We start from the raw sequence: 21,237 nt of genomic DNA, 5'->3' as shown, positions 1-21,237 counted from the left end.
CGAGGCAATGTCGAGCGGAGTGGTTATGGGTGACCGGCACGATTACGTGGCCCTCGAATGGGTCAAGGGTGAAATCGCCGAGACGCTGAGGCAGGCGCATCAGGCCATCGAAGCCGTGCTCGACGATCCGCAGTCGGTGCCCGGGCTGGACGAATGCCTGGCCTGCATCCATCAGGTGCACGGCAGCCTGCAGATGGTCGAGTTCTACGGCGCGGCATTGCTCGCCGAAGAAATGGAACACCTGGTCGAAGCGTTGCAGAACGACCGCGTCAGCCACCGCGACGAAGCGCTGCACTTGCTGTTGCAGGCGCTGGGTCAGTTGCCGATTTACCTGGACCGCGTGCAGGGCGCCCGCCGTGACCTGCCGCTGGTGGTGCTGCCGCTGATCAACGATTTACGCAGCGCCCGGGGCGAAAGCCTGTTGTCGGAAACCAGCCTGTTCAGCCCGCAGTTGCCTGAACTGGCGCCGTTGGGCGAGGAAACCCTGGCGCTGCTGGAACCGGCGGAGCTGCCGAATGTGCTGCGCAAGTTGCGTCAGATGCTGCAAATGGCGTTGGTCGGATTGCTCCGCGAACAGGACGATCAGACGCACCTCGGTTATCTCGCCAAAGTCTTTACCCGGCTTGAAGCACTCAGCGGTAACTCGCCGCTGAGCCCGTTGTGGCAGGTCGCCTCGGCACTCGTCGAGGGCATGCGCGAAGGGCGGATCGCCAACAGCCCGGCTCTGCGCAGCCTGTTCAAGGATGCCGACAAGGAACTCAAGCGCCTGCTCGAACAGGGCATGCCTGGCCTCAACCAGCCGCCACCGCCTGAACTGCTGAAAAGCCTGCTGTTTTATATCGCCAAAGCCGAACATCCCACCGGGCAGATGCTGACCATGAAAGATCGCTACTCCCTGGACGACGCGCTGCCCGACAGCGCGATGGTCGACGAAGAACGCGCGCGCCTGGCCGGCCCCGATCGCGATGCCATGCGCTCGGTGCTCGCGGCGCTGTGCGAAGAACTGGTGCGGGTCAAGGAACGCCTCGACCTGTTCGTGCGCAGCGACCGCCAGCACGCTTCGGATCTGGACAGCCTGCTGGCGCCGCTGCGGCAGATCGCCGACACCCTCGCGGTGCTTGGTTTCGGCCAGCCGCGCAAGGTGATCATCGATCAACTGGCGGTGGTGCTCAGCCTCGCGCAGGGCCAGCGCGAACCGAACGACGCCACGCTGATGGACGTCGCCGGCGCCTTGCTCTACGTCGAAGCGACCCTGGCCGGGATGGTCGGCACCGTCGAGCCGGAGAGCCCGGAAGACTCGCGCCTGCCGACCACCGACCTGACGCAGATCCATCAGATCGTGATCAAGGAAGCACGCATCTGCCTGCAACAGGCCAAGGACATGATCGTCGACTACATCGACGCCGACTGGGATCGCCAGCAACTGCAAAGCCTGCCGGCACTGCTGACCCAAGTTCGGGGCGCGCTGGCGATGATTCCGCTGGCGCGCGCGGCAAGTCTGCTCGAAGCCTGCAACGGATTTATCCGCGAGCATCTGTTGCTCGACCCTCACGAGCCGGGCTGGCAGCAACTCGACAGCCTCGCCGACGCCATCACCAGCCTTGAGTACTACCTCGAACGCCTGACCGACGACCCGCAGGCACCCAGCGAACACTTGCTGGATATCGCGCAGAAAAGCCTCGCCAGTCTCGGCTTCTTTCCTGACGAACAGCCCGGCGAGCCGCATGTGCCGGTGCTCGACGACGTGCTCAGCCCCAGCGAAGCGCTGGTGATGCAGGATTTGCAGGAGCTGGACGACCCGCAGATCGTGCAGTCGTTGGCCGAAGTGCTGGCCAGCCCGGTGTCGGCGGTCAACCCGCCGGCGCTGACCACGCCGGGCAGCCTGCTGCCGCCACCGGCCGATGAAGAACCGGTGGACGACGAGCTGCGCGAAGTGTTCCTCGAAGAGACCGGGGAAGTGCTCGAGGTGCTGAGCGAATACCTGCCGCGCTGGTCTGCCGAGCCCGATGACCGCGCCGCCCTCAGTGAGCTGCGCCGCGGCTTCCATACGCTGAAGGGCAGCGGCCGGATGGTGCGTGCGCTGGTCCTCGGCGAGCTGGCGTGGGCGGTGGAGAACCTGCTCAACCGCGTGCTGGAACACAGCGTCGAACCCGGCCCGGCGGTGCGCCAGTTGCTGGCCGACACGCTGCTGCTGTTGCCGGACCTGATCGCCGAATTCGCCACCAACGGCCAGCGTCAGCGCCACGATGTCGATCAACTGGCGGCCCGCGCCCACGCGCTGGCCAAGGGCGACACGCCGCTGCCGGCCGAAGACGTGGAAGACGTCGCGGCCCTCGATCCGCTGTTGCTGGAGATTTTCCGCAACGAAGCCGAAACCCACCTCGCCAGTCTCAACCGTTTTCTCGATCAGGCTGCCGAGCATGTGCCGTTACAGGCCAGCGACGAATTGCAGCGAGCGCTGCACACCCTCAAGGGCAGCGCCTCGATGGCGGGGGTGTCGCCGATTGCCGAACTGGCGGCGCCGCTCGATAAGCTGGCCCGGGAATTCAAGGCCCATCAGCTGGCGCTGGATCTGGACGAAGTGGAACTGCTGCTCGAAGCCGAGGGCCTGTTCCGCGTCGGTCTGCGTCAGCTCAAACACGATCCACTGGCGCCGATTGTCGGTGCGCAGTCACTGATCAAACGCACCGAAACCCTGCTCGGCGAGCGTCTGGAATTGATCCTCAATGCCCCGAGCAGTGCGTTGCGGGTCAAGCGCGATCCGCAACTGATCAACAACTTCCTGGCCCAGGGCATGGACATCCTGCTCGACGCCGAAAACCTCTTGCAGCGCTGGCAGCAGCACCCCGGTGAACGTCAGGAACTCAGTGCATTGCTGGATGAGCTGACCACCCTGGGCGAAGGCGCGCACCTCGCAGATCTGCTGCCGGTGGATGTGTTGTGTGAAGCCTTGCTCGACCTGTACGGCGCCGTCGAAGAGAGCAGCCTGGCGGTCAGCGAGCGGTTTTTCCATGAAGCGCAGCAGGCCCACGAAGCGCTGATCAACATGCTCGACGAACTGGCGGCCGGCCAGGAAATCACCCCGCAACCGCAACGCATCCGCGCCTTGCACGAACTGCTCGACGAGAGCCTCGATCCGTCGGCCATGGGCCTGATCCGCAGCGACGGCAGCCGCACCCTGAGCATCCGCGAACTGGGCAGCGCCACCGCCGAACTGCAACAACACAGCGTCGATAGCGGGCCGGACGACGAGATCGTCGAGATCTTCCTCGAAGAGGCGGTGGACATTCTCGACAGCGCCGGCCAAGCCTTGCAGCGCTGGCTGAAGGACCCGGAAAACGGCGCACCGCTGTCGTCGCTGCAACGGGATCTGCACACGCTCAAGGGCGGTGCGCGGATGGCCGAGGTTGCAGCGGTCGGCGATCTGGCCCATGAGCTGGAAGGCCTTTACCAAGGGCTGGTGGATCGGCGTTACAGCCACAGCGAAGCTCTGGGTCGGTTGTTGCGCCAGAGCCACGAGCGCCTGGCGCTGTTCCTCGAACAGTTGCACCGGCACCAGCCGCTGGATCCGGCGCAGGACCTGATCGAGGCGATCCGCCGCTTTCGCCAGGGTCCGAGCGCCAGTCCCGAAACGCCATCAGCCACTGTCACGCAGGACGGCCCCGGACACGATCCGGAGCTGCTGGAGATCTTCCTCGAGGAAGGTTTCGACATCATCGAAAACTCCGGTGCCGCGCTGCTGCGCTGGCAGGCCGAGCCCGGCAATCGCCAGGAAGTGGAAACCCTGCTGCGTGACCTGCATACCCTCAAGGGCGGCGCGCGGATGGTGGAAATCGGGCCGATTGGCGACCTCGCTCATGAGCTGGAAAACCTTTACGAAAGCTTGTCCGCCGGCACCCTGCAAGGCAGCGCCGAACTGTTCGCGCTGTTGCAGCGCGGCCAGGACCGCTTGGCGCAGATGCTCGACGCGGTGCGCGCCGGCCAGCCGTGCCCACCGGCAGACCGGTTGATCAGCGCGATCCAGAATTTCAGCCATCCGCTGGTCGTGCAAACCCCGGCGCCCGTGCCGCCGGTGGCGGTCAAGGTCGAGCCTGCCGCCCCGGCGCCCGAGGCCGGGGCGGACATGGTCAAGGTCTCCGCCGAGTTGCTGGATGACCTGGTCAATCTCGCCGGCGAAACCTCGATTTTCCGTGGGCGTATCGAACAGCAAGTCAGCGATGCGCAGACCGCCCTGCACGAGATGGAAACCACCATCGAGCGGATGCGCGACCAGTTGCGCCGGCTCGACACCGAAACTCAGGGACGGATCCTCAGCCGTCAGCAAGTGGACGCCGAACGCCTCGGCTACGAAGATTTCGACCCGCTGGAAATGGACCGCCATTCGCAGTTGCAGCAGTTGTCACGGGCGCTGTTCGAATCCGCTTCCGACTTGCTGGATTTGAAGGAAACCCTCGACCGGCGCACCCACGACGCCGAGAACCTGTTGCAGCAGCAGGGACGGATCAACACCGAATTGCAGGAAGGCCTGATGCGCACGCGCATGGTGCCGTTCGAGCGCATGTTGCCGCGTTTGAAACGCATCGTCCGGCAGGTCGCCGAAGAGTTGGGCAAGGACGTCGCGTTCAGCGTCGGCAACGCCGAAGGCGAGATGGACCGCAACGTCCTCGAACGCATGGCCGCACCGCTGGAACACATGCTGCGCAATGCCGTCGACCATGGTCTGGAGTCCGCCGAAGTCCGGCTGGCGGCGGGCAAACCGGCACAGGGGCAGATCAGCCTCGACCTGTCCCGCGAGGGCGGCGACATTGTGTTCGACATCCGCGACGATGGCGCCGGTGTGCCGCTGGACGCCGTGCGGCGCAAGGCGATCAAGCGTGGCCTGCTGGCGCCGGACGCCGACATCAGCGACCGCGAAGTGTTGCAGTTCATCCTCCAGCCAGGCTTTTCCACGGCCGAGAAAATCACCCAGATTTCCGGGCGCGGCGTGGGCATGGACGTGGTCCACGAAGAAGTCCGGCAACTGGGTGGCACCATGAGCATCGACTCAGTGCCGGGGCAGGGCGTGCACTTCCGCATTCGCCTGCCGTTCACCGTGTCGGTCAACCGTGCGCTGATGGTGCAGTGTGGTGAAGATCAATACGCGATTCCGCTGAACACCATCGACGGCATCGTCCGCGTACTGCCGAATGAACTGGACGGACATTTCCGTCTCGACCCACCGAGTTATCAGTACGGCGGCCAGCGTTATGAACTGTGCTACCTCGGCGAGCTGCTGAAAACCGCTCCCCGGCCAAAACTGTCCGGCCAGAGCCTGCCGGTGCCGGTCTTGCTGGTGCAGTGCAACGACCGGCACATCGCGGTGCAGGTCGACACGATGGCCGGCACCCGCGAAATCGTAGTCAAGAGCCTCGGCCCGCAGTTCGCATCGGTGCAGGGCGTGTCCGGGGCGACAATTCTCGGCGATGGCCGGGTGGTGCTGATTCTCGACCTGCTGGCGCCGATCCGTGCGATGCAGGCGCGGTTGCCGCAGCGTCCGGCCAGTCACGAAATCGAGAGCGAACCGCAGAAGCCGCTGCTGGTGATGGTGGTCGACGATTCGGTCACGGTGCGCAAGGTCACCAGCCGTCTGCTCGAACGCCACGGCATGAACGTGCTGACCGCCAAGGACGGGGTCGATGCGATGTTGCTGCTGGAAGAACACATGCCGGACCTGATGCTGCTAGACATCGAAATGCCGCGCATGGACGGCTTCGAAGTGGCGACCCAGGTACGCCGCGACGAACGCCTGCAACACCTGCCGATCATCATGATCACCTCGCGCACCGGCCAGAAACACCGCGACCGCGCGATGGCCATCGGCGTCAACGACTACCTCGGCAAGCCGTACCAGGAATCGGTGCTGCTCGAAAGCATCGCCCTGTGGAGCAAAAAACATGCATGAGCGCCAGCACAATCAACGCGCCAGTCAGCTCACCGGGCTGCTGCTGCCGCTGGCGGATCGCAACCTGATCCTGCCCAACGTCGCCGTCGCCGAGCTGATCGACTACCAGTCCAGCGCCTTCGATCTCGACACACCGCCGTGGTATCTCGGTCGGGTGACCTGGCGCGAGCGGCAGATTCCGCTGCTGAGTTTCGAGTCGGCGTGCGGCAACAAGATCGTCATCGGCGAACGGGCACGGATCGTCATCCTCAATGCCCTCGGCGGGCGGCCGGAGTTGAAGTTCATCGCGCTGCTGGTGCAGGGGATTCCGCGCTCGTACAAGCTCGACAGCCAGTTGAGTTATGTCGACGTGCCGCTGTGTGCGCTGGAGCAGGCGGCAGTGCAGGTGGGGGAGCAGGTGGCGAAGGTGCCGGATCTGTTGGCATTGGAGAAATTGTTGGTGGATGCCGGACTGGTTCACTGAACCAGGGTCTGCGGCGATCTCACTGGCCTCATCGCTGGCAAGCCAGCTCCCACAAAGTTCTAGGTCGTTCACAAAAGCTTGGATCACCACACTCACTGTGGGAGCTGGCTTGCCAGCGATGAGGCCAGCATTCATTACGCTCACCGTAACGGTTCGCCACCGCGCTTGATTGATGCCCCTCGAACACACTCCTAAGGTAGCTCCACGACAGCGAACCCCGTGGAGTGAGCATGACAACAACCATTTCCCCCGACTCGCGCTGGACGCGGCGGCGTGACGAGAAGCAGCGGCGCCTCGACAAGGTGCGCGGGCTGGCCGACGGTGCGGTGTTGCCCACCGACAAAATCGTTGCGGCACTCGAAGCGCTGATCCATCCGGGCGACCGTGTGGTGCTGGAGGGCAACAACCAGAAGCAGGCGGATTTCCTTTCACGCTCTCTGGCCAAGGCCGATCCTGAAAAGCTCCACGACCTGCACATGATCATGCCCAGCGTCGGTCGCTCCGAGCATCTGGACCTGTTCGAACGCGGCATCGCCCGCAAGCTCGATTTCTCCTTCGCCGGCACCCAGAGCCTGCGCATCAGCCAGTTGCTCGAAGACGGTCTGCTGGAAGTCGGTGCGATCCACACCTACATCGAACTCTACGCCCGGCTGGTGGTGGACCTGATCCCCAACGTCGTGCTCTCGGCCGGGTTCATGGCCGACCGTGCCGGCAACATCTACACCGGCCCGAGCACCGAAGACACCCCGGCGCTGATCGAACCAGCCGCGTTCAGCGACGGCATCGTCATCGTCCAGGTCAATCAACTGGTGGACGACGTCAGCGAACTGCCTCGCGTGGATATTCCGGCATCGTGGGTGGATTTCGTGGTGGTGGCGGACAAGCCGTTCTACATCGAACCGCTGTTCACACGCGACCCGCGCCACATCAAGCCTGTGCACGTGTTGATGGCGATGATGGCGATCCGCGGGATCTACGAAAAACACAACGTGCAGTCGCTGAACCACGGCATCGGTTTCAACACCGCCGCCATCGAATTGATCCTGCCGACCTACGGCGAATCCCTCGGCCTCAAAGGCAAGATCTGCCGCAACTGGACGCTCAACCCGCACCCGACGCTGATCCCGGCCATCGAAAGCGGTTGGGTCGAAAGCGTGCATTGCTTCGGCACCGAACTGGGCATGGAAAACTACATCGCCGCCCGCCCTGATGTGTTCTTCACTGGGCGTGACGGCTCGCTGCGTTCCAACCGGATGTTCTGCCAACTGGCCGGGCAGTACGCGGTAGACCTGTTCATCGGCGCGACCCTGCAAGTCGATGGCGATGGTCATTCCTCCACCGTCACCCGAGGTCGCCTCGCCGGTTTCGGCGGCGCACCGAACATGGGGCACGACCCACGCGGTCGGCGCCACGGCACTCCAGCCTGGCTCGACATGCGTCATGACGATTCGCAGCAACCGATGCTCGAACGCGGCAAGAAACTCGTAGTGCAGATGGTCGAGACCTTCCAGGAGGGCGGCAAACCGACCTTCGTCGAAACCCTCGACGCGGTGGAGGTGGCGAAGAAAAGCGGCATGCCGCTGGCGCCGATCATGATCTACGGCGACGACGTCACCCACCTGCTGACGGAAGAAGGCATCGCCTACCTGTACAAGGCGCGCTCGCTGGAAGAGCGTCAGGCAATGATCGCTGCGGTCGCCGGCGTCACCGCCATCGGCCTGCGCCACAACCCGAAAGACACCGAACGCATGCGCCGCGAAGGCCTGATCGCCTTGCCCGAGGACCTCGGCATCCGTCGCACCGACGCCACCCGTGAATTGCTGGCGGCGAAGAGCGTGGCCGATCTGGTCGAGTGGTCCGGCGGCCTCTACAACCCGCCCGCCAAGTTCAGGAGCTGGTAATGCACGCACTCAACCTGCAACCCAAAACCATCACCCTCGCCGAACGGCTGGCGGATCTGGCCGTGGACGCGCTGATCGACGAAGCCGACCTGTCGCCGAAACCGGCGCTGGTCGACCGTCGCGGCAACGGTGCGCACACCGATCTGCACCTCGGATTGATGCATGCCTCGGCGCTGGCGTTGTGGCCGGCGTTCAAGGAAATGGCCGAGGCCGCGCTTGAGTTCGGCGAAATCGGCTTGCCGCTGCGCGAAGCCATCGGCCGCATCGGACGAGAAGGTGAACAGGCGATGCTCGCCACCACCCACGGCGTGAACACCCATCGCGGGGCGATCTGGGCGTTGGGCCTGCTGGTCACGGCTGCTGCGCTGGATACCAAGTCCACCAACGCTGGCGTCGTCACCCTGCGCGCCGCACGTCTGGCGTTGCTCGATGATCGTTATGCGCCGCGTCCGCTGAGTCATGGCGCGCAAGTCGCCCAACGCTACGGCGCCCGCGGTGCCCGGGAAGAAGCGCAACTCGGCTTCCCGTCGGTGATGCAACGCGGCCTGCCGCAGCTCAAACGCAGCCGCGCCACCGGTCATGGCGAACAGAACGCTAGGCTCGACGCCTTGCTCGCAATCATGACCGACCTCGCCGACACCTGCGTGCTGTACCGCGCCGGCGAACCGGGCCTGCACGCCATGCAGCACGGCGCTCAGGCAGTGCTCGACGCCGGTGGCAGCGCCAGCCTTACCGGTCGCCGCCGCCTGCACGAACTGGATCAACAACTCATCGCATTGAATGCCTCGCCCGGTGGCGCCGCCGACTTGCTCGCCGCCACTCTGCTGCTTGATCGAATCGAGCGCGACGGCATCCTTCAGGGAGCGTTTTGATGGAAACCTTATCTTTTGAATTCCCCGCCGGGCAGCCGCCGCGCGGTCGGGCGCTGGTCGGTTGTGTCGGCTCGGGCGATCTGGAAGTGCTGATCGAACCGGGCCTGGCCGGCAAGCTGACGATCAACGTGCAAACCTCGGTCAATGGCGCCGAGCAGCGCTGGCAGCATCTGTTTGCGCGGATGTTCGACGGCACCACACCGCCGGCGATGGCCATCGATATCCACGATTTCGGCGCGACACCCGGCGTGGTGCGCCTGCGGCTGGAACAAGGCTTCGAGGAGATTGGTCATGACTGATGCCTCAGCGCTTCTGCACAAACATTCGTTCGTCGAACTCGGCGCCCGGCAGCGGGCGAAAGCCTTGCTCGACACCGGCACCTTCCGCGAATTGCTCGACCCGTTTCAACGCGTCATGTCGCCGTGGCTGGAACGTCAGGGCGTGGTGCCGCAGGCCGATGACGGCGTGGTGATCGCCAAGGGCCGCCTCGATGGTTTGCCGGTGGTGATCGCGGCGATTGAAGGCGCGTTTCAGGGCGGCAGCCTCGGCGAAGTCGGCGGCGCGAAGATCGCCGGCGCGCTGGAACTGGCCGCCGAGGACAACCGCAAAGGCATTCCGACCCGCGCCATCCTGCTGCTGGAAACCGGCGGCGTGCGCTTGCAGGAAGCCAACCTCGGGCTGGCGGCGATTGCCGATATCCACGCGGCGATTGTCGATCTGCAGCAGTACCAACCGGTGGTCGGCGTGGTGGCCGGCAGCGTCGGTTGCTTTGGCGGGATGTCGATTGCCGCTGCGCTGTGCAGCTATTTGCTGGTGACCCAGGAAGCGCGCCTCGGCCTGAACGGCCCGCAGGTGATCGAGCAGGAAGCCGGGATCGAGGAATACGACTCCCGCGACCGGCCCTTCATCTGGAGCCTGACCGGTGGCGAGCAACGGTTTGCCAGTGGTCTGGTGGACCGTTATGTCGCCGATGACGTGGCGCAGATTCGCCAGCAGGTCGGCGAGTTGCTGCAACAAGGCCTGCCGGCGCAACCGCGCAGTCAGCGGGCCGACTGGTTCCTGCAACGCCTGACGAGCCTGGACACTGACAAGCAAATCGAGCCTTCGGTGGTTCGCGATCTGTATCAAGGAGAGCGCTCATGAGTGGTTATTCCGTGCGCGGTTTGAACTGGTTCAACGCCTTGAGCGCTGGCGCGAATGCGGTTGAAGGTTTGCCGCCATCGCTGAGGGTTGCCGACGGGCCACTTGGGCGCTTTATCGCCGTGGTCGCCGATCCGCAAAACCGTTTCCCTCGCGCTCGCAATGGCGAAGTCGGTTTGCTCGAAGGCTGGGGGCTGGCGAAGGCTGTGGATGACGCTATCACCGCCGACCGTGACAAAACGCAAAAACGGCCCTTGATCGCAATCGTCGATGTGCCGAGCCAGGCCTACGGTCGCCGCGAAGAAGCCCTCGGCATTCATCAGGCCCTGGCCGGCGCGGCGGACGCTTATGCCCGCGCGTGTCTGGCCGGGCATCCGGTGATTGCGCTACTGGTGGGCAAGGCCATGTCCGGGGCGTTTCTCGCTCACGGATATCAGGCCAATCGCTTGATCGCCCTGCGTGATCCGGGGGTGATGGTGCATGCGATGGGCAAGGCTTCGGCGGCGCGGGTGACCTTGCGCAGCGTCGAAGAACTGGAAGCCCTGGCGTCCAGCGTGCCGCCGATGGCCTATGACATCGACAGCTATGCCAGCCTTGGGTTGCTCTGGGAAACCCTGTCGGTGCAGCAGATCGAACAGCCGACGGGGGAGGATCTGGCGCGAGTCAGCGAATGCCTTAAGCAAGCCATCGGCGATATTGGCGCGACTGACTTGAGCAATCGTCTCGGCGCGAAAAATCGCGAAGCCTCCAGCCGCGTGCGTGAATTGCTGAGGGCGCAGTGGTGAACACGCCTCTGGCCCACGACCTGCTGTGGGGCATGACGCCGGCGCAGTTGCCGGCGGATGCGCCGCAGTGGGCGATTGATTCGCTGGCTGCCGGGCAACCGGTGGTGGTGCGGCGGGCGTTGAGTGAAGACGGGTTCGTGGCGGTGGGCGTGCGCGGTCGGTTGCGCGAGCAGCGGCTGGCGGCGTTTATGTCTGTGGATTCGATTGCCTGTCGGGTCAGCCCGGAAGCGCTTTGTCAGGTCGAGAGCGAGCGTGATTTGCCGGTCATGCAGGCGCTCCGGCAACTGCGGCCGGTGCTCGATGATTGCGGCTGGATTTGGGGTGTCAGCGGCAGCGTCGGGTTTGAGCTGGCCAGTGGATTTACGGCAATGCACGAGCGCAGCGATCTCGACTTGATTCTGCGTACACCGCAACTTATCCCCCGTAATCAGGCGCGCAAGTTGGTCGCGGTTTTCGATCAGGCAATCTGCCGGGTCGATCTGCAATTACAGACGCCGTTCGGTGCCGTCGCCCTGCGCGAATGGGCCGGAAATGCTTCACGGGTGCTGCTGAAAAACGCCCATGAAGCCTGTCTGGTGTCTGATCCGTGGAACCCGCAGGAGCAGGCAGCGTGAGCAGTCTGCTGGTGCTTCCCGGTCAGGGCGCGCAGCAGCCCGGCATGCTCCAGCGTTTGCCTCGGGAAACGCTGATCGAGGCCAGCGATGTGCTCGGTGAAGATGTCTTGCGGCTGGATTCCAGCGAAGCGTTGCGCAGCACCCGAGCGGTTCAGCTCTGCCTGCTGATCGCCGGGGTCGCAGCCTCGCGGCAGTTGCTGCGGGACGGACTCACCGCAGATTACGTCGCCGGTCTGTCCATCGGTGCCTACCCGGCAGCAGTGGTCGCCGGAGCGTTGCGCTTCAGCGATGCGTTGCAGCTGGTCAGTCTGCGCGGTGAGTTGATGCAGCAGGCTTATCCACAGGGCTTCGGCATGACCGCGATCATCGGTCTGCAATTATCCACAGTCGAAACGCTGCTGGCGCAGGTGCACGGCGCAGAAACACCGGTGTACCTGGCCAACATCAACGCCGATAACCAGGTGGTGATTGCCGGCAGTGACAAGGCGATGCAGATGGTCGCCGAGCTCGCGCGCAGTCGCGGTGCCGGGCTGGCAAAACGGCTGGCGGTCAGCGTGCCGTCGCACTGCCCGTTGCTGGATGAGCCTGCGCAAACCCTCGCCGAAGCGTTCGCCAGGGTTGAACTGAAAACACCGAAAATCGCTTACCTGAGCGGCAGTCGCGCAAGGCCTGTGACCAAGGTTGAAGCGCTGCGTGACGATCTCGCATTCAACATGTGCCGCGTGGTGGACTGGCGCGGCACCGTACAAAGCGCTTACGAGCGCGGCGTACGTCTACAGATCGAACTGCCGCCCGGTGCGGTGCTGACCGGGCTGGCACGCCGGGTGTTCGAACAGGGGACTGTCACTGCCTTCGACAGTGCCCGGCTCGACACTTTGCAGGCGCTGTTGCGTGAAGAGGAGGGCCGACGACCCTAAATCACCGACTCAGGCTTCGAACAACAAAAACAACATTCGACGATGCACTTTGAGGACTACAACAATGATTATTTACGGTGTGGCGCTGCTGGCGATCTGTACGCTGGCAGGGGTGATCATGGGTGACCTGCTCGGTGTTCTTCTGGGCGTCAAATCCAACGTCGGCGGGGTCGGCATCGCCATGATCCTGTTGATCTGCGCGCGGTTGTGGATGCAGAAACGCGGCGGCATGACCAAGGATTGCGAGATGGGCGTCGGCTTCTGGGGCGCCATGTACATTCCGGTGGTGGTGGCGATGGCTGCGCAACAGAACGTCGTCACCGCCCTGCACGGCGGCCCGGTGGCGGTGCTGGCGGCGATCGGTTCGGTGGTGGTCTGTGGCTGCACGATTGCCTTGATCAGCCGCACCCACAAGGGCGAGCCATTGCCCGACGAACCGGCGGAAATCTCCCCGGTCGGCACACCGGTAGGAGGTCGCTGATATGTGGGATCTCATTGAAAAAGGTCTGGAACACAACGGTCTGATAACCGCGTTCGCCTTCGTCGGCGTAATCATGTGGGTCTCGGTGATTCTCTCCAAGCGGTTGACGTTCGGGCTGATTCACGGCTCGGCGATTGCCATCGTCATCGGCCTGGTGCTGGCCTGGGTCGGCGGGACGATGACGGGCGGGCAGAAGGGGCTGGCGGATCTGACGCTGTTCTCCGGCATCGGTCTGATGGGCGGCGCGATGCTGCGGGATTTCGCCATCGTTGCCACGGCGTTTGAAGTGCAGGCGACCGAGGCGAAGAAGGCCGGGATGATCGGGGTGATTGCGCTGCTGCTGGGCACGATCCTGCCGTTCATTGTCGGCGCGTGCATGGCTTACGCGTTCGGTTATCGCGATGCGGTGAGCATGACCACCATCGGCGCGGGTGCGGTGACTTACATCGTCGGGCCGGTGACCGGTGCGGCGATTGGCGCGACGTCGGATGTGATGGCGCTGTCGATTGCCACCGGGTTGATCAAGGCGATTCTGGTGATGGTCGGCACGCCGGTGGCGGCGCGCTGGATGGGCCTGGATAACCCGCGCTCGGCGATGGTGTTTGGCGGGCTGGCCGGGACGGTGAGCGGCGTGACGGCGGGGCTGGCGGCGACGGATCGGCGGTTGGTGCCTTATGGGGCGTTGACGGCTACGTTTCACACCGGACTTGGGTGTTTGCTTGGGCCTTCGCTGCTGTTCTTCATTGTTCGTGGGATTGTGGGCTGATTTTCGGATTCTGGGTTGTCGGGTCTGACGCCATCGCTGGCAAGCCAGCTCCCACAGGTTTTGTGTTGTAAGAAGATTTCCGAATCAGCACAAATCCCTGTGGGAGCTGGCTTGCCAGCGATGCAGGCGACTCGGTTTCAGGTCTGGCGATTGGCGTACATCCGACACTCCGCCAACAACGCCAGCAAATTCGGATCCCGCTCTTTTGCCTTCAAAAACACCACCCCGATGTGCTGCTGCAACCGGTACTTCTCCTGCAACGGAATCAGCTTCACCCGGTTCTCGTACACCGCCGCAATCCTCCCCGGCAGCAACGCATAACCGACCCCTGAACTGACCATGCTCAGCAGGGTGAAGATGTCGTTGACCTGCATCGCCACCTTCGGCTCGAACCCCGCCTGCCTGAACACCCGAATACCGTCCTGATGAGTGGCGAAGCCTTGGGTCAGGGTGATGAAGGTTTCGTCGCGCACCTCCGCCAGATCCACTTCGCTGCGTTGGGCGAAGCGGGAATCGGCCGGGGTGGCGAGGAAAATGTCGTCGGAAAACAGCGGAATCTGCTCGCAGTCCGGGTCGTTGACGGTGTCGTCCAGCGACACCAGGATCGCGTCGACTTCCATGTTTTTCAGCTTGTAGAGCAGGTCGATGTTCGAGCCGAGGATCAGGTCGATGTTGAGTTCGCTGCGGCGGATCTTCAAACCCATGATCAGCTGCGGCACGGTTTTCACTGTCAGCGAATACAGCGAGCCGAGCTTGAAGCGCTCGGCCGAGAACCCGGCGGCTTCGCGGGTCAGGCGCACGCTTTCGACCACGTCCTGAATCAGTTTCTGCGCCCGCTCCTCGAGCACGTAGGCACTCTCCAGCGGCGTCAGGTTGCGCCCTTCGTGCTTGAACAGCGGACAGCGCAGGGCGCTTTCCAGCGAATGGATCGCGCGGTGCACGCTGACGTTGCTGGTCTGCAACTCGGCGGCGGCGCGGGCGAGGTTGCCGGTGCGCATGAAGGCGAGGAACACCTCGAGTTTCTTCAGGGTCAATTCTTCGTCGATCAGCATGGCGCGGACTCTTCTTGGTATCGGTCGATTGTGCCCAAATATCAGGACAGGTGCCTGCCTGCGTTGAACGGAAACATTGCGCTTTTACGCTCAAGGCCCGAGCCTTGCGTGTTGCGGTAACGAAATCGAGGTGTGCGACACATGTATCACGGAGAAAAACTGAACGCCTGGACGCATCTGGTCGGTGCGGTAGCGGCGTTTGTCGGGGGCGTCTGGATGCTGGTGATTGCCAGCCTCGACGGCAGCCCGTGGAAGATTGTCAGCGTGGCGATTTATGCCTTTACGTTGCTGGTGCTCTACAGCGCGTCCACCGTGTACCACAGCGTGCGCGGGCGCAAGAAAGCGATCATGAAGAAGGTCGATCACTTTTCGATCTACTTGCTGATCGCCGGCAGTTACACGCCGTTCTGCCTGGTGACTTTGCGCGGGCCGTGGGGCTGGACGTTGTTCGGGATTGTCTGGGGGCTGGCGCTGATAGGCATTCTGCAAGAGATCAAGCCGCGCTCGGAGGCGCGGATCCTGTCGATCGTGATCTACGCGGTGATGGGCTGGATCGTGCTGGTGGCGGTAAAGCCGCTGATAGCAGCGCTCGGGACGGCGGGGTTTGCCTGGCTGGCCTCGGGCGGTGTGCTGTACACCGTGGGGATCATCTTTTTTGCCCTTGATCACCGGTTGCGACATGCCCACGGGATCTGGCATCTGTTCGTGATCGCCGGGAGCCTGCTGCATTTTGTGGCGATTCTGTTTTACGTCCTTTAAGCGCCCATCAGCCGACCGAGTTGTTCGCCGGCGCGCTGACTGAAGATCTGCAGCAAATCATGCAGCGTATGCGGCGGTGGCTCGGTGGCGCGGGTAACGGCGTACAGCGTGATCGGCAGCGGCGGGGCGAGAGGGCGGATAGTGGTGGTGGCCGGTGAGGCACCCAGCGCGGTGAACGGATCGATCACCGTGACACCAGCGCCAGACTCCACCATCGCTCGCGCCAGCGAATACGTCTGCACGGCGATCCGCACACGCGGCGGCGGTTCGACCGCTTCGAGATAACTATCGAGGCGGGCGGCCAATGGATCGGCGCTAGACAGGCCGATCAGCGGCGCCCCGGCCAGAGCCATCAGCGGCAACGGCTGACCGGCATCTTCCTCCGGCCAATAACCTTTCGGCGCCAGCGCCACCAGCACCCCCGAAGCCAATGCCTGGGCCTTCAGCCCCGGATGGTCCGGCAACTGCAACGTCAGCGCCACGTCCACTTCGCGCATCAGCAGGTTCTGCATCAGCTCGCGGCTGTGGGCGCTCGACAGTTCGCAGGCGATGTCCGGGAATTGCGCCGTCCATTGCTGGATCGCCGGCGGCAGCAACGACAGCGCCAGCGCCGGAGTCGCGCCGATCCGCAGGCTGTGGCCGGGCTCGCGGCGCAGGCTCTGGGCCAGACGCCGCACGCCTTGCAGGCTTTCGGTGACCTTGTCGACTTCGCGCTCCAGCTCCAGCGCTTCCGGGGTCGCCTGCAACTTTCCGCGCACTCGCAGAAACAATGGAAAACCCAACTGCTGCTCGGCGTGCTGCAACACCTTGGTCACCGCCGGTTGCGAGACATGCAGCAACTGCGCAGCAGCGCTGACCGAGCCGGTCTGGCGAATGGCCTGGAAAATCTCGATATGACGAAGGCGCATGACGATCCCATAACCTTTGTTTATAGGTCTGGCATCTTTATTCATTGTTCGGCGCCTGTCACCTCACCCTAACCTCGGCCTCGTCTTCAAGAACTGTTAAGGACGGACATGGCTCAGCGTGTGTGCATCATCGGCGGCGGCGTGATCGGGCTGGCAACGGCCTGGGCGCTGGTGCGCGACGGCTTCGAGGTGACGGTGGTCGAGGCGCGGCGGTCGCTGGGCAGTGAAACCAGCTTCGCCAATGGCGGCCAGTTGTCCTATCGCTACGTTGCACCGCTGGCCGATGCCGGCGTGCCGCTGCAGGCGATCGGCTGGATGCTGCGCGGCGATTCACCGCTCAAGCTGCGCCCACGCCTGGACCCGGCGCAATGGCGCTGGATGGCCTCGTTTCTCGCCGCGTGCCGCACCTCGGTCAACCGCGAAAACGCCGCGCATCTGTTGCGTCTGGCGCTGTTCAGCCAGAGCACCCTGAAACGCTGGCGCGAGGACGACGGGCTGGTCGGTTTCAACTGGCGGCGCAACGGCAAACTGGTGACCTTCCGCAACGCCTCCAGCTTCGAGCATGCACGCAAAGGCCTGGCCGATCCGCAGCAACAGCAGGTTTTGTCCGCCACCGAATGTGCGCAACTGGAACCGGCACTGGCCGATGCGCCGTTTGTAGGCGCGATCTACACGCCGGATGAAGAAGTCGGCGATTGTCACGGTTTCTGCCAGCAGTTGGCGGCGCGATTGAAGGCGTCGGGTCGCTGCGAGTTTCGCCTTGGTCAGGCAGTCACCGGCATTCGTCACAGCCACGGCGTCGTCACGGCGATTGAGCTTGGCGACGAAACGCTGCCGGTCGAACAACTGGTAATCGCCGCCGGCCATCGCAGCCCGTTGCTGGCGCTGCCCGGCCTGCGCCTGCCGCTGTATCCGCTGAAGGGCTACAGCCTGACCGTGCCGATCGGCAACGAACACCGGGCACCAGATGTGAGCATCACCGACTACGACCGCAAGATCGTCTACGCGCGCATCGGCGAACAACTGCGCGTGGCGGCGATGGTCGACATCGTCGGTTTCGACCCGGCGGTGGACCCCGAGCGGCTGGCGCTGATCAAGCGCCAGGCCCGCGACACCTTTCCCGACGCCGGCCACTACGACGCGGCCGTGGAGTGGGCCGGCATGCGACCGGCCACGCCCACCGGCGTTCCGTTGCTGGGCGCCACGGCGTATCGCAATCTGTGGCTCAACCTCGGCCACGGCGCGCTGGGTTTCACCCTGGCCTGCGGCAGCGGGCAGTTGCTCAGCGAGCTGATTGGCCAGCAGCGCACATCCATTGATCTGCACGGGTTCAATCCCCATGCGGCGTGACGGTTTCTGCTAAAACACCCCACCCACAACGGAGAATAACAATGCAAAAAATCACGTTGCTCGGCTGCACTCTGGCGCTGGTTTTCGGCGCTCAGGCGCAGGCCAATGAAGTGCCGCTGACCGGTACGCTCGGCAAGATCGCCAGCGCCAACAGCATCACCCTGAGTTATCGCGATGCGTCGGTGCCGTTCTCGTATGTGGGCGATCACACCGGCCAGCCAATGGGGTATTCGGTGGAGCTGGCGGACAAGATCGTCGAGCGCATCAGGCAGCAACTGGCGCTGCCGGAGCTGAAGGTGAAGTACAACCTGGTGACCTCCCAGACGCGGATTCCGCTGGTGCAGAACGGCACGGTCGACCTTGAATGCGGCTCCACCGGCGTTACGGCCGAACGACAGAAGCAAGTCGCGTTTTCCTACGGTTTCATCTACGTCAAAGGGCAGTTGCTGACCGCCAGGGACAGCGGCATCCACAGCTTCGATGATTTGCGCGGCAAGAACGTGGTGACCACCGCCGGTACCACCAACGAGCGGTATCTGAAGAGCTACAACCTCGACCACAAACTGAACATGTTCGTGATTAGCGCCAAGGATCACGGCGAGGCGTTCCAGATGCTGCAATCGGGACGCGCGGCGGCGTTCTACATGGACGATGCGCTGCTCTACGGCGAGCGGGCCAAGGCGCGCGACCCGCATAACTGGGTCGTGGTGGGGGAGGAGCAATCGCGGGAAATCTACAGCTGCATGGTGCGCAAGGATGATCCGCAATTTCTCGCGCTGGTCAACGGTGTGCTGGCCGACCTGTACAGCTCGGGGGAGATCAACGGGATCTACCGCAAGTGGTTCGAACAGCCGATCCCGCCGAAGGGCCTGAACCTTGAGTTCCCGATGACCAGCGAACTCAAGGCAATCATTGCCAGACCAACCAGTGATCCGGTGCAGTGACGGGTTAGAAATCACCCCACAGTTGCTGCGCCACCGCCAGCGCCACAACCGGCGCAGTCTCGGTGCGCAGCACGCGCGGGCCGAGGCGGGCGGCGTGGAAGCCGCCGGCCTTGGCTTGCTCGACTTCGGCGTCGGACAAACCGCCTTCCGGGCCGATCAGGAACGCCAGGGTCGATGGTTTGGCGTGGCTGACCAGCGGCTCGGCCACCGGGTGCAGCACCAGTTTCAGTTCGGCTTCGGTCTGTTTCAGCCAGTCGGCCAGCAGCACCGGCGGATGAATCACCGGCACCCGCGAACGACCGCATTGCTCGCAAGCGCTGATCGCCACCTGACGCCAGTGCAGCAGGCGTTTGTCGGCGCGTTCGTCCTTGAGGCGGACTTCGCAGCGCTCGCTGAAGATCGGGGTGATTTCGGTCACGCCCAGTTCGGTGGCTTTCTGGATTGCCCAGTCCATCCGCTCGCCCCGGGACAGGCCCTGGCCGAGGTGGATTTGCAGCGGTGATTCGACCTGACCGGCGAACTGCTCGTCGATCTGCACCACCACGCGTTTCTTGCCGACTTCCACCAGCGATCCGCGAAACTCGTGGCCGGAACCGTCGAACAACTGCACCGCATCGCCCTCGGCCATGCGCAGCACGCGGCTGATGTAATGCGCCTGGGCTTCCGGCAGTTCGTGTTCGCCGGTGCTGAGCGGGGCGTCGATAAAGAAGCGGGACAGTCTCATTTCGGGTCTCTCTGATTAGATCGTTCCCACGCTCCGCGTGGGAATGCAGCTCGGGACGCTCTGCGTCCCAAGAGCGGACGCAGAGCGTCCGGTGAGGCATTCCCACGCAGACGGTTCGACGCCTCGACGTGGGAACGAGCCTTCAACTCAAGTAAGTTAGATCAGCCCGGATCACGGAACCCGGGATGGAAATCCTTCGGCACCGCCACACTGACGCTGTCACGGGTGGCGATGTCGATGCCTTCGCTGGCGACTTCGGCGAGGAAGTCGATCTGCTCCGGGGTGATCACGTACGGCGGCAGGAAATACACCACGCTGCCCAGCGGACGCAGCAACGCGCCACGCTCCAGCGCATGCTGGAACACCTTCAGACCGCGACGTTCCTGCCACGGATAAGCCTCTTTCGTGGCTTTGTCCTTGACCATCTCGATCGCCAGGACCATGCCGGTCTGACGCACTTCCGAAACATTCGGATGATCCACCAGATGCGCTGTCGCCGACGCCATGCGCTGGGCCAGCGCCCGGTTGTTCTCGATCACGTTGTCCTGCTCGAAAATATCCAGGGTCGCCAATGCCGCCGCACAGGCCAGCGGGTTGCCGGTGTAGCTGTGCGAATGCAGGAAGGCGCGCAGGGTCGGGTAATCGTCGTAGAAGGCGCTGTACACCTCGTCGGTGGTAAGGCACGCCGCCAACGGCAGATAACCGCCGGTCAGGGCTTTCGACAGGCAGAGGAAGTCCGGGCGGATGCCGGCCTGCTCGCAGGCGAACATCGTCCCGGTGCGGCCGAAGCCGACGGCGATTTCGTCGTGAATCAGGTGCACGCCGTAACGGTCGCAGGCCTCACGCAGCAACTTGAGGTACACCGGGTGATACATGCGCATGCCGCCGGCGCCCTGGATCAGCGGCTCGACGATCACGGCCGCGACGCTGTCATGATTTTCCGCCAGCGTCTGTTCCATGGCGGCGAACATGTTGCGCGAGTGTTCTTCCCAGCTCATGCCCTGCGGGCGCAGGTAACAATCCGGGCTCGGCACCTTGATGGTGTCCATCAGCAGGGCTTTGTAGGTTTCGGTGAACAACGGCACATCGCCGACCGCCATCGCCGCCATGGTTTCGCCGTGGTAGCTGTTGGTCAGCGTGACGAAGCGCTTCTTGTTCGGCTGGCCGCGGTTGAGCCAGTAGTGAAAGCTCATTTTCAGCGCAACTTCGATGCAGGACGAACCGTTATCGGCGTAGAACACCCGGTTCAGACCTTCCGGCGTCATCTTCACCAGACGCTCGGACAGCTCGATCACCGGCTGATGGCTGAAACCGGCCAGAATCACGTGTTCCAGCTGATCGACCTGATCCTTGATGCGCTGGTTGATGCGCGGGTTGGCGTGGCCGAACACGTTGACCCACCAGGAGCTGACCGCATCCAGATAACGCTTGCCTTCGAAGTCTTCCAGCCAGACGCCTTCACCGCGCTTGATCGGGATCAGCGGCAGCTGTTCGTGGTCTTTCATCTGGGTGCAGGGATGCCACAGCACCGCGAGATCGCGTTGCATCCACTGGTTGTTCAAGCCCATGTTCAGTCTCCTCGAGGCGGCTCGCGTCAGGCGCGGGCAAACAATCGCGCAA

18 protein-coding genes are annotated in these 21,237 nt (G+C 63.7%); 14 read left to right on the top strand and 4 right to left on the bottom strand.

Features of this window, described 5'->3' with window-relative positions; all coding sequences use genetic code 11:
• Window positions 1-25 precede the first annotated feature (25 nt).
• The 11 genes from AC07XZ_RS01020 (at window position 26) to madM (ending at window position 13,880) form a co-directional block, all read left to right on the top strand.
• Window positions 26-5,941 carry an Hpt domain-containing protein gene (locus AC07XZ_RS01020; RefSeq protein WP_102685770.1) on the top strand — a complete coding sequence of 1,972 codons (5,916 nt, stop codon included), beginning with the start codon at window positions 26-28 and terminating at the stop codon, window positions 5,939-5,941.
• A complete protein-coding gene (locus AC07XZ_RS01015; RefSeq protein ID WP_039767945.1) occupies window positions 5,934-6,404 on the top strand; it encodes a chemotaxis protein CheW in 471 nt (156 codons plus the stop codon). Before AC07XZ_RS01020 ends, AC07XZ_RS01015 begins: the two co-directional genes overlap by 8 nt.
• A 230-nt stretch (window positions 6,405-6,634) precedes the next feature.
• A complete protein-coding gene (gene mdcA, locus AC07XZ_RS01010) occupies window positions 6,635-8,305 on the top strand; it encodes a malonate decarboxylase subunit alpha (RefSeq protein WP_085746685.1) in 1,671 nt (556 codons plus the stop codon).
• The gene (locus AC07XZ_RS01005; protein ID WP_102685769.1) at window positions 8,305-9,177 is read left to right on the top strand and encodes a triphosphoribosyl-dephospho-CoA synthase; all 873 of its coding nucleotides are present in this window, start codon (window positions 8,305-8,307) and stop codon (window positions 9,175-9,177) included. The genes mdcA and AC07XZ_RS01005 overlap by 1 nt, the downstream gene beginning before the upstream one ends.
• Window positions 9,177-9,476, top strand: a complete 300-nt coding sequence (locus AC07XZ_RS01000; protein ID WP_039767948.1) for a malonate decarboxylase subunit delta — start codon at window positions 9,177-9,179, stop codon at window positions 9,474-9,476. Before AC07XZ_RS01005 ends, AC07XZ_RS01000 begins: the two co-directional genes overlap by 1 nt.
• Complete coding sequence (locus AC07XZ_RS00995) at window positions 9,469-10,320, top strand: biotin-independent malonate decarboxylase subunit beta (protein WP_102685768.1); 852 nt, start codon at window positions 9,469-9,471, stop codon at window positions 10,318-10,320. The genes AC07XZ_RS01000 and AC07XZ_RS00995 overlap by 8 nt, the downstream gene beginning before the upstream one ends.
• Window positions 10,317-11,102 (top strand): biotin-independent malonate decarboxylase subunit gamma, encoded by a 786-nt coding sequence (gene mdcE / locus AC07XZ_RS00990; RefSeq protein WP_102685767.1) that lies wholly within the window; start codon window positions 10,317-10,319, stop codon window positions 11,100-11,102. The genes AC07XZ_RS00995 and mdcE overlap by 4 nt, the downstream gene beginning before the upstream one ends.
• Complete coding sequence (locus tag AC07XZ_RS00985) at window positions 11,096-11,716, top strand: malonate decarboxylase holo-ACP synthase (protein ID WP_102685766.1); 621 nt, start codon at window positions 11,096-11,098, stop codon at window positions 11,714-11,716. Before mdcE ends, AC07XZ_RS00985 begins: the two co-directional genes overlap by 7 nt.
• Window positions 11,713-12,633 carry a malonate decarboxylase subunit epsilon gene (gene mdcH / locus AC07XZ_RS00980; RefSeq protein ID WP_102685765.1) on the top strand — a complete coding sequence of 307 codons (921 nt, stop codon included), beginning with the start codon at window positions 11,713-11,715 and terminating at the stop codon, window positions 12,631-12,633. The genes AC07XZ_RS00985 and mdcH overlap by 4 nt, the downstream gene beginning before the upstream one ends.
• 64 nt (window positions 12,634-12,697) lie before the next feature.
• Window positions 12,698-13,114: a malonate transporter subunit MadL gene (madL, locus tag AC07XZ_RS00975; protein WP_007953315.1), complete on the top strand. Its 417-nt coding sequence runs from the start codon at window positions 12,698-12,700 to the stop codon at window positions 13,112-13,114.
• A gap of 1 nt (window position 13,115) precedes the next feature.
• Complete coding sequence (madM, locus tag AC07XZ_RS00970; protein ID WP_102685764.1) at window positions 13,116-13,880, top strand: malonate transporter subunit MadM; 765 nt, start codon at window positions 13,116-13,118, stop codon at window positions 13,878-13,880.
• A 137-nt stretch (window positions 13,881-14,017) separates the two neighbouring features.
• Here madM and AC07XZ_RS00965 read toward each other — a convergent pair whose 3' ends face one another.
• Window positions 14,018-14,932: a LysR family transcriptional regulator gene (locus AC07XZ_RS00965; RefSeq protein ID WP_085689645.1), complete on the bottom strand. Its 915-nt coding sequence runs from the start codon at window positions 14,930-14,932 to the stop codon at window positions 14,018-14,020.
• 141 nt (window positions 14,933-15,073) lie between these two features.
• Here AC07XZ_RS00965 and trhA point away from each other — a divergent pair, with 141 nt between their 5' ends.
• The gene (trhA, locus tag AC07XZ_RS00960) at window positions 15,074-15,691 is read left to right on the top strand and encodes a PAQR family membrane homeostasis protein TrhA (RefSeq protein ID WP_011336351.1); all 618 of its coding nucleotides are present in this window, start codon (window positions 15,074-15,076) and stop codon (window positions 15,689-15,691) included.
• On the opposite strand, the gene AC07XZ_RS00955 is transcribed toward trhA, so the two are convergent.
• On the bottom strand, window positions 15,688-16,599 hold the full coding sequence (locus AC07XZ_RS00955) for a LysR family transcriptional regulator (protein ID WP_085746677.1): 912 nt from the start codon (window positions 16,597-16,599) through the stop codon (window positions 15,688-15,690). The genes trhA and AC07XZ_RS00955 overlap by 4 nt on opposite strands.
• A 93-nt stretch (window positions 16,600-16,692) precedes the next feature.
• On the opposite strand from AC07XZ_RS00955, the gene AC07XZ_RS00950 reads away from it, so the two are divergent.
• Together AC07XZ_RS00950 and AC07XZ_RS00945 are read left to right on the top strand one after the other, a co-directional pair.
• Window positions 16,693-17,949 carry a D-amino acid dehydrogenase gene (locus AC07XZ_RS00950; protein WP_346769678.1) on the top strand — a complete coding sequence of 419 codons (1,257 nt, stop codon included), beginning with the start codon at window positions 16,693-16,695 and terminating at the stop codon, window positions 17,947-17,949.
• A gap of 41 nt (window positions 17,950-17,990) precedes the next feature.
• On the top strand, window positions 17,991-18,893 hold the full coding sequence (locus AC07XZ_RS00945) for a transporter substrate-binding domain-containing protein (RefSeq protein WP_102685762.1): 903 nt from the start codon (window positions 17,991-17,993) through the stop codon (window positions 18,891-18,893).
• A 4-nt stretch (window positions 18,894-18,897) separates the two neighbouring features.
• On the opposite strand, the gene AC07XZ_RS00940 is transcribed toward AC07XZ_RS00945, so the two are convergent.
• Entirely contained in the window at window positions 18,898-19,617 is a 720-nt protein-coding gene (locus AC07XZ_RS00940) for a 16S rRNA (uracil(1498)-N(3))-methyltransferase (protein WP_102685761.1), read from the bottom strand.
• A 161-nt stretch (window positions 19,618-19,778) separates the two neighbouring features.
• Complete coding sequence (locus AC07XZ_RS00935; RefSeq protein ID WP_007953301.1) at window positions 19,779-21,185, bottom strand: adenosylmethionine--8-amino-7-oxononanoate transaminase; 1,407 nt, start codon at window positions 21,183-21,185, stop codon at window positions 19,779-19,781.
• Window positions 21,186-21,237 lie beyond the last annotated feature (52 nt).

The organism is Pseudomonas sp. GW458-11-26-14-LB4, assembly GCF_059423925.1.
The sequence above is the reverse complement of the archived record's forward strand: the minus strand, read 5'-3'. Positions and strand labels throughout refer to the sequence as shown.

Bases quoted from the DNA above. Each gene is read 5' to 3' on its own strand.
- AC07XZ_RS01020 (WP_102685770.1), top strand. From the start codon at position 26: ATGGGTGACCGGCACGATTACGTGGCCCTCGAATGGGTCAAGGGTGAA.
- AC07XZ_RS01015 (WP_039767945.1), top strand. From the start codon at position 5,934: ATGCATGAGCGCCAGCACAATCAACGCGCCAGTCAGCTCACCGGGCTG.
- mdcA (WP_085746685.1), top strand. From the start codon at position 6,635: ATGACAACAACCATTTCCCCCGACTCGCGCTGGACGCGGCGGCGTGAC.
- AC07XZ_RS01005 (WP_102685769.1), top strand. From the start codon at position 8,305: ATGCACGCACTCAACCTGCAACCCAAAACCATCACCCTCGCCGAACGG.
- AC07XZ_RS01000 (WP_039767948.1), top strand. From the start codon at position 9,177: ATGGAAACCTTATCTTTTGAATTCCCCGCCGGGCAGCCGCCGCGCGGT.
- AC07XZ_RS00995 (WP_102685768.1), top strand. From the start codon at position 9,469: ATGACTGATGCCTCAGCGCTTCTGCACAAACATTCGTTCGTCGAACTC.
- mdcE (WP_102685767.1), top strand. From the start codon at position 10,317: ATGAGTGGTTATTCCGTGCGCGGTTTGAACTGGTTCAACGCCTTGAGC.
- madL (WP_007953315.1), top strand. From the start codon at position 12,698: ATGATTATTTACGGTGTGGCGCTGCTGGCGATCTGTACGCTGGCAGGG.
- madM (WP_102685764.1), top strand. From the start codon at position 13,116: ATGTGGGATCTCATTGAAAAAGGTCTGGAACACAACGGTCTGATAACC.
- AC07XZ_RS00965 (WP_085689645.1), bottom strand. From the start codon at position 14,932: ATGCTGATCGACGAAGAATTGACCCTGAAGAAACTCGAGGTGTTCCTC.
- trhA (WP_011336351.1), top strand. From the start codon at position 15,074: ATGTATCACGGAGAAAAACTGAACGCCTGGACGCATCTGGTCGGTGCG.
- AC07XZ_RS00955 (WP_085746677.1), bottom strand. From the start codon at position 16,599: ATGCGCCTTCGTCATATCGAGATTTTCCAGGCCATTCGCCAGACCGGC.
- AC07XZ_RS00945 (WP_102685762.1), top strand. From the start codon at position 17,991: ATGCAAAAAATCACGTTGCTCGGCTGCACTCTGGCGCTGGTTTTCGGC.
- AC07XZ_RS00940 (WP_102685761.1), bottom strand. From the start codon at position 19,617: ATGAGACTGTCCCGCTTCTTTATCGACGCCCCGCTCAGCACCGGCGAA.
- AC07XZ_RS00935 (WP_007953301.1), bottom strand. From the start codon at position 21,185: ATGGGCTTGAACAACCAGTGGATGCAACGCGATCTCGCGGTGCTGTGG.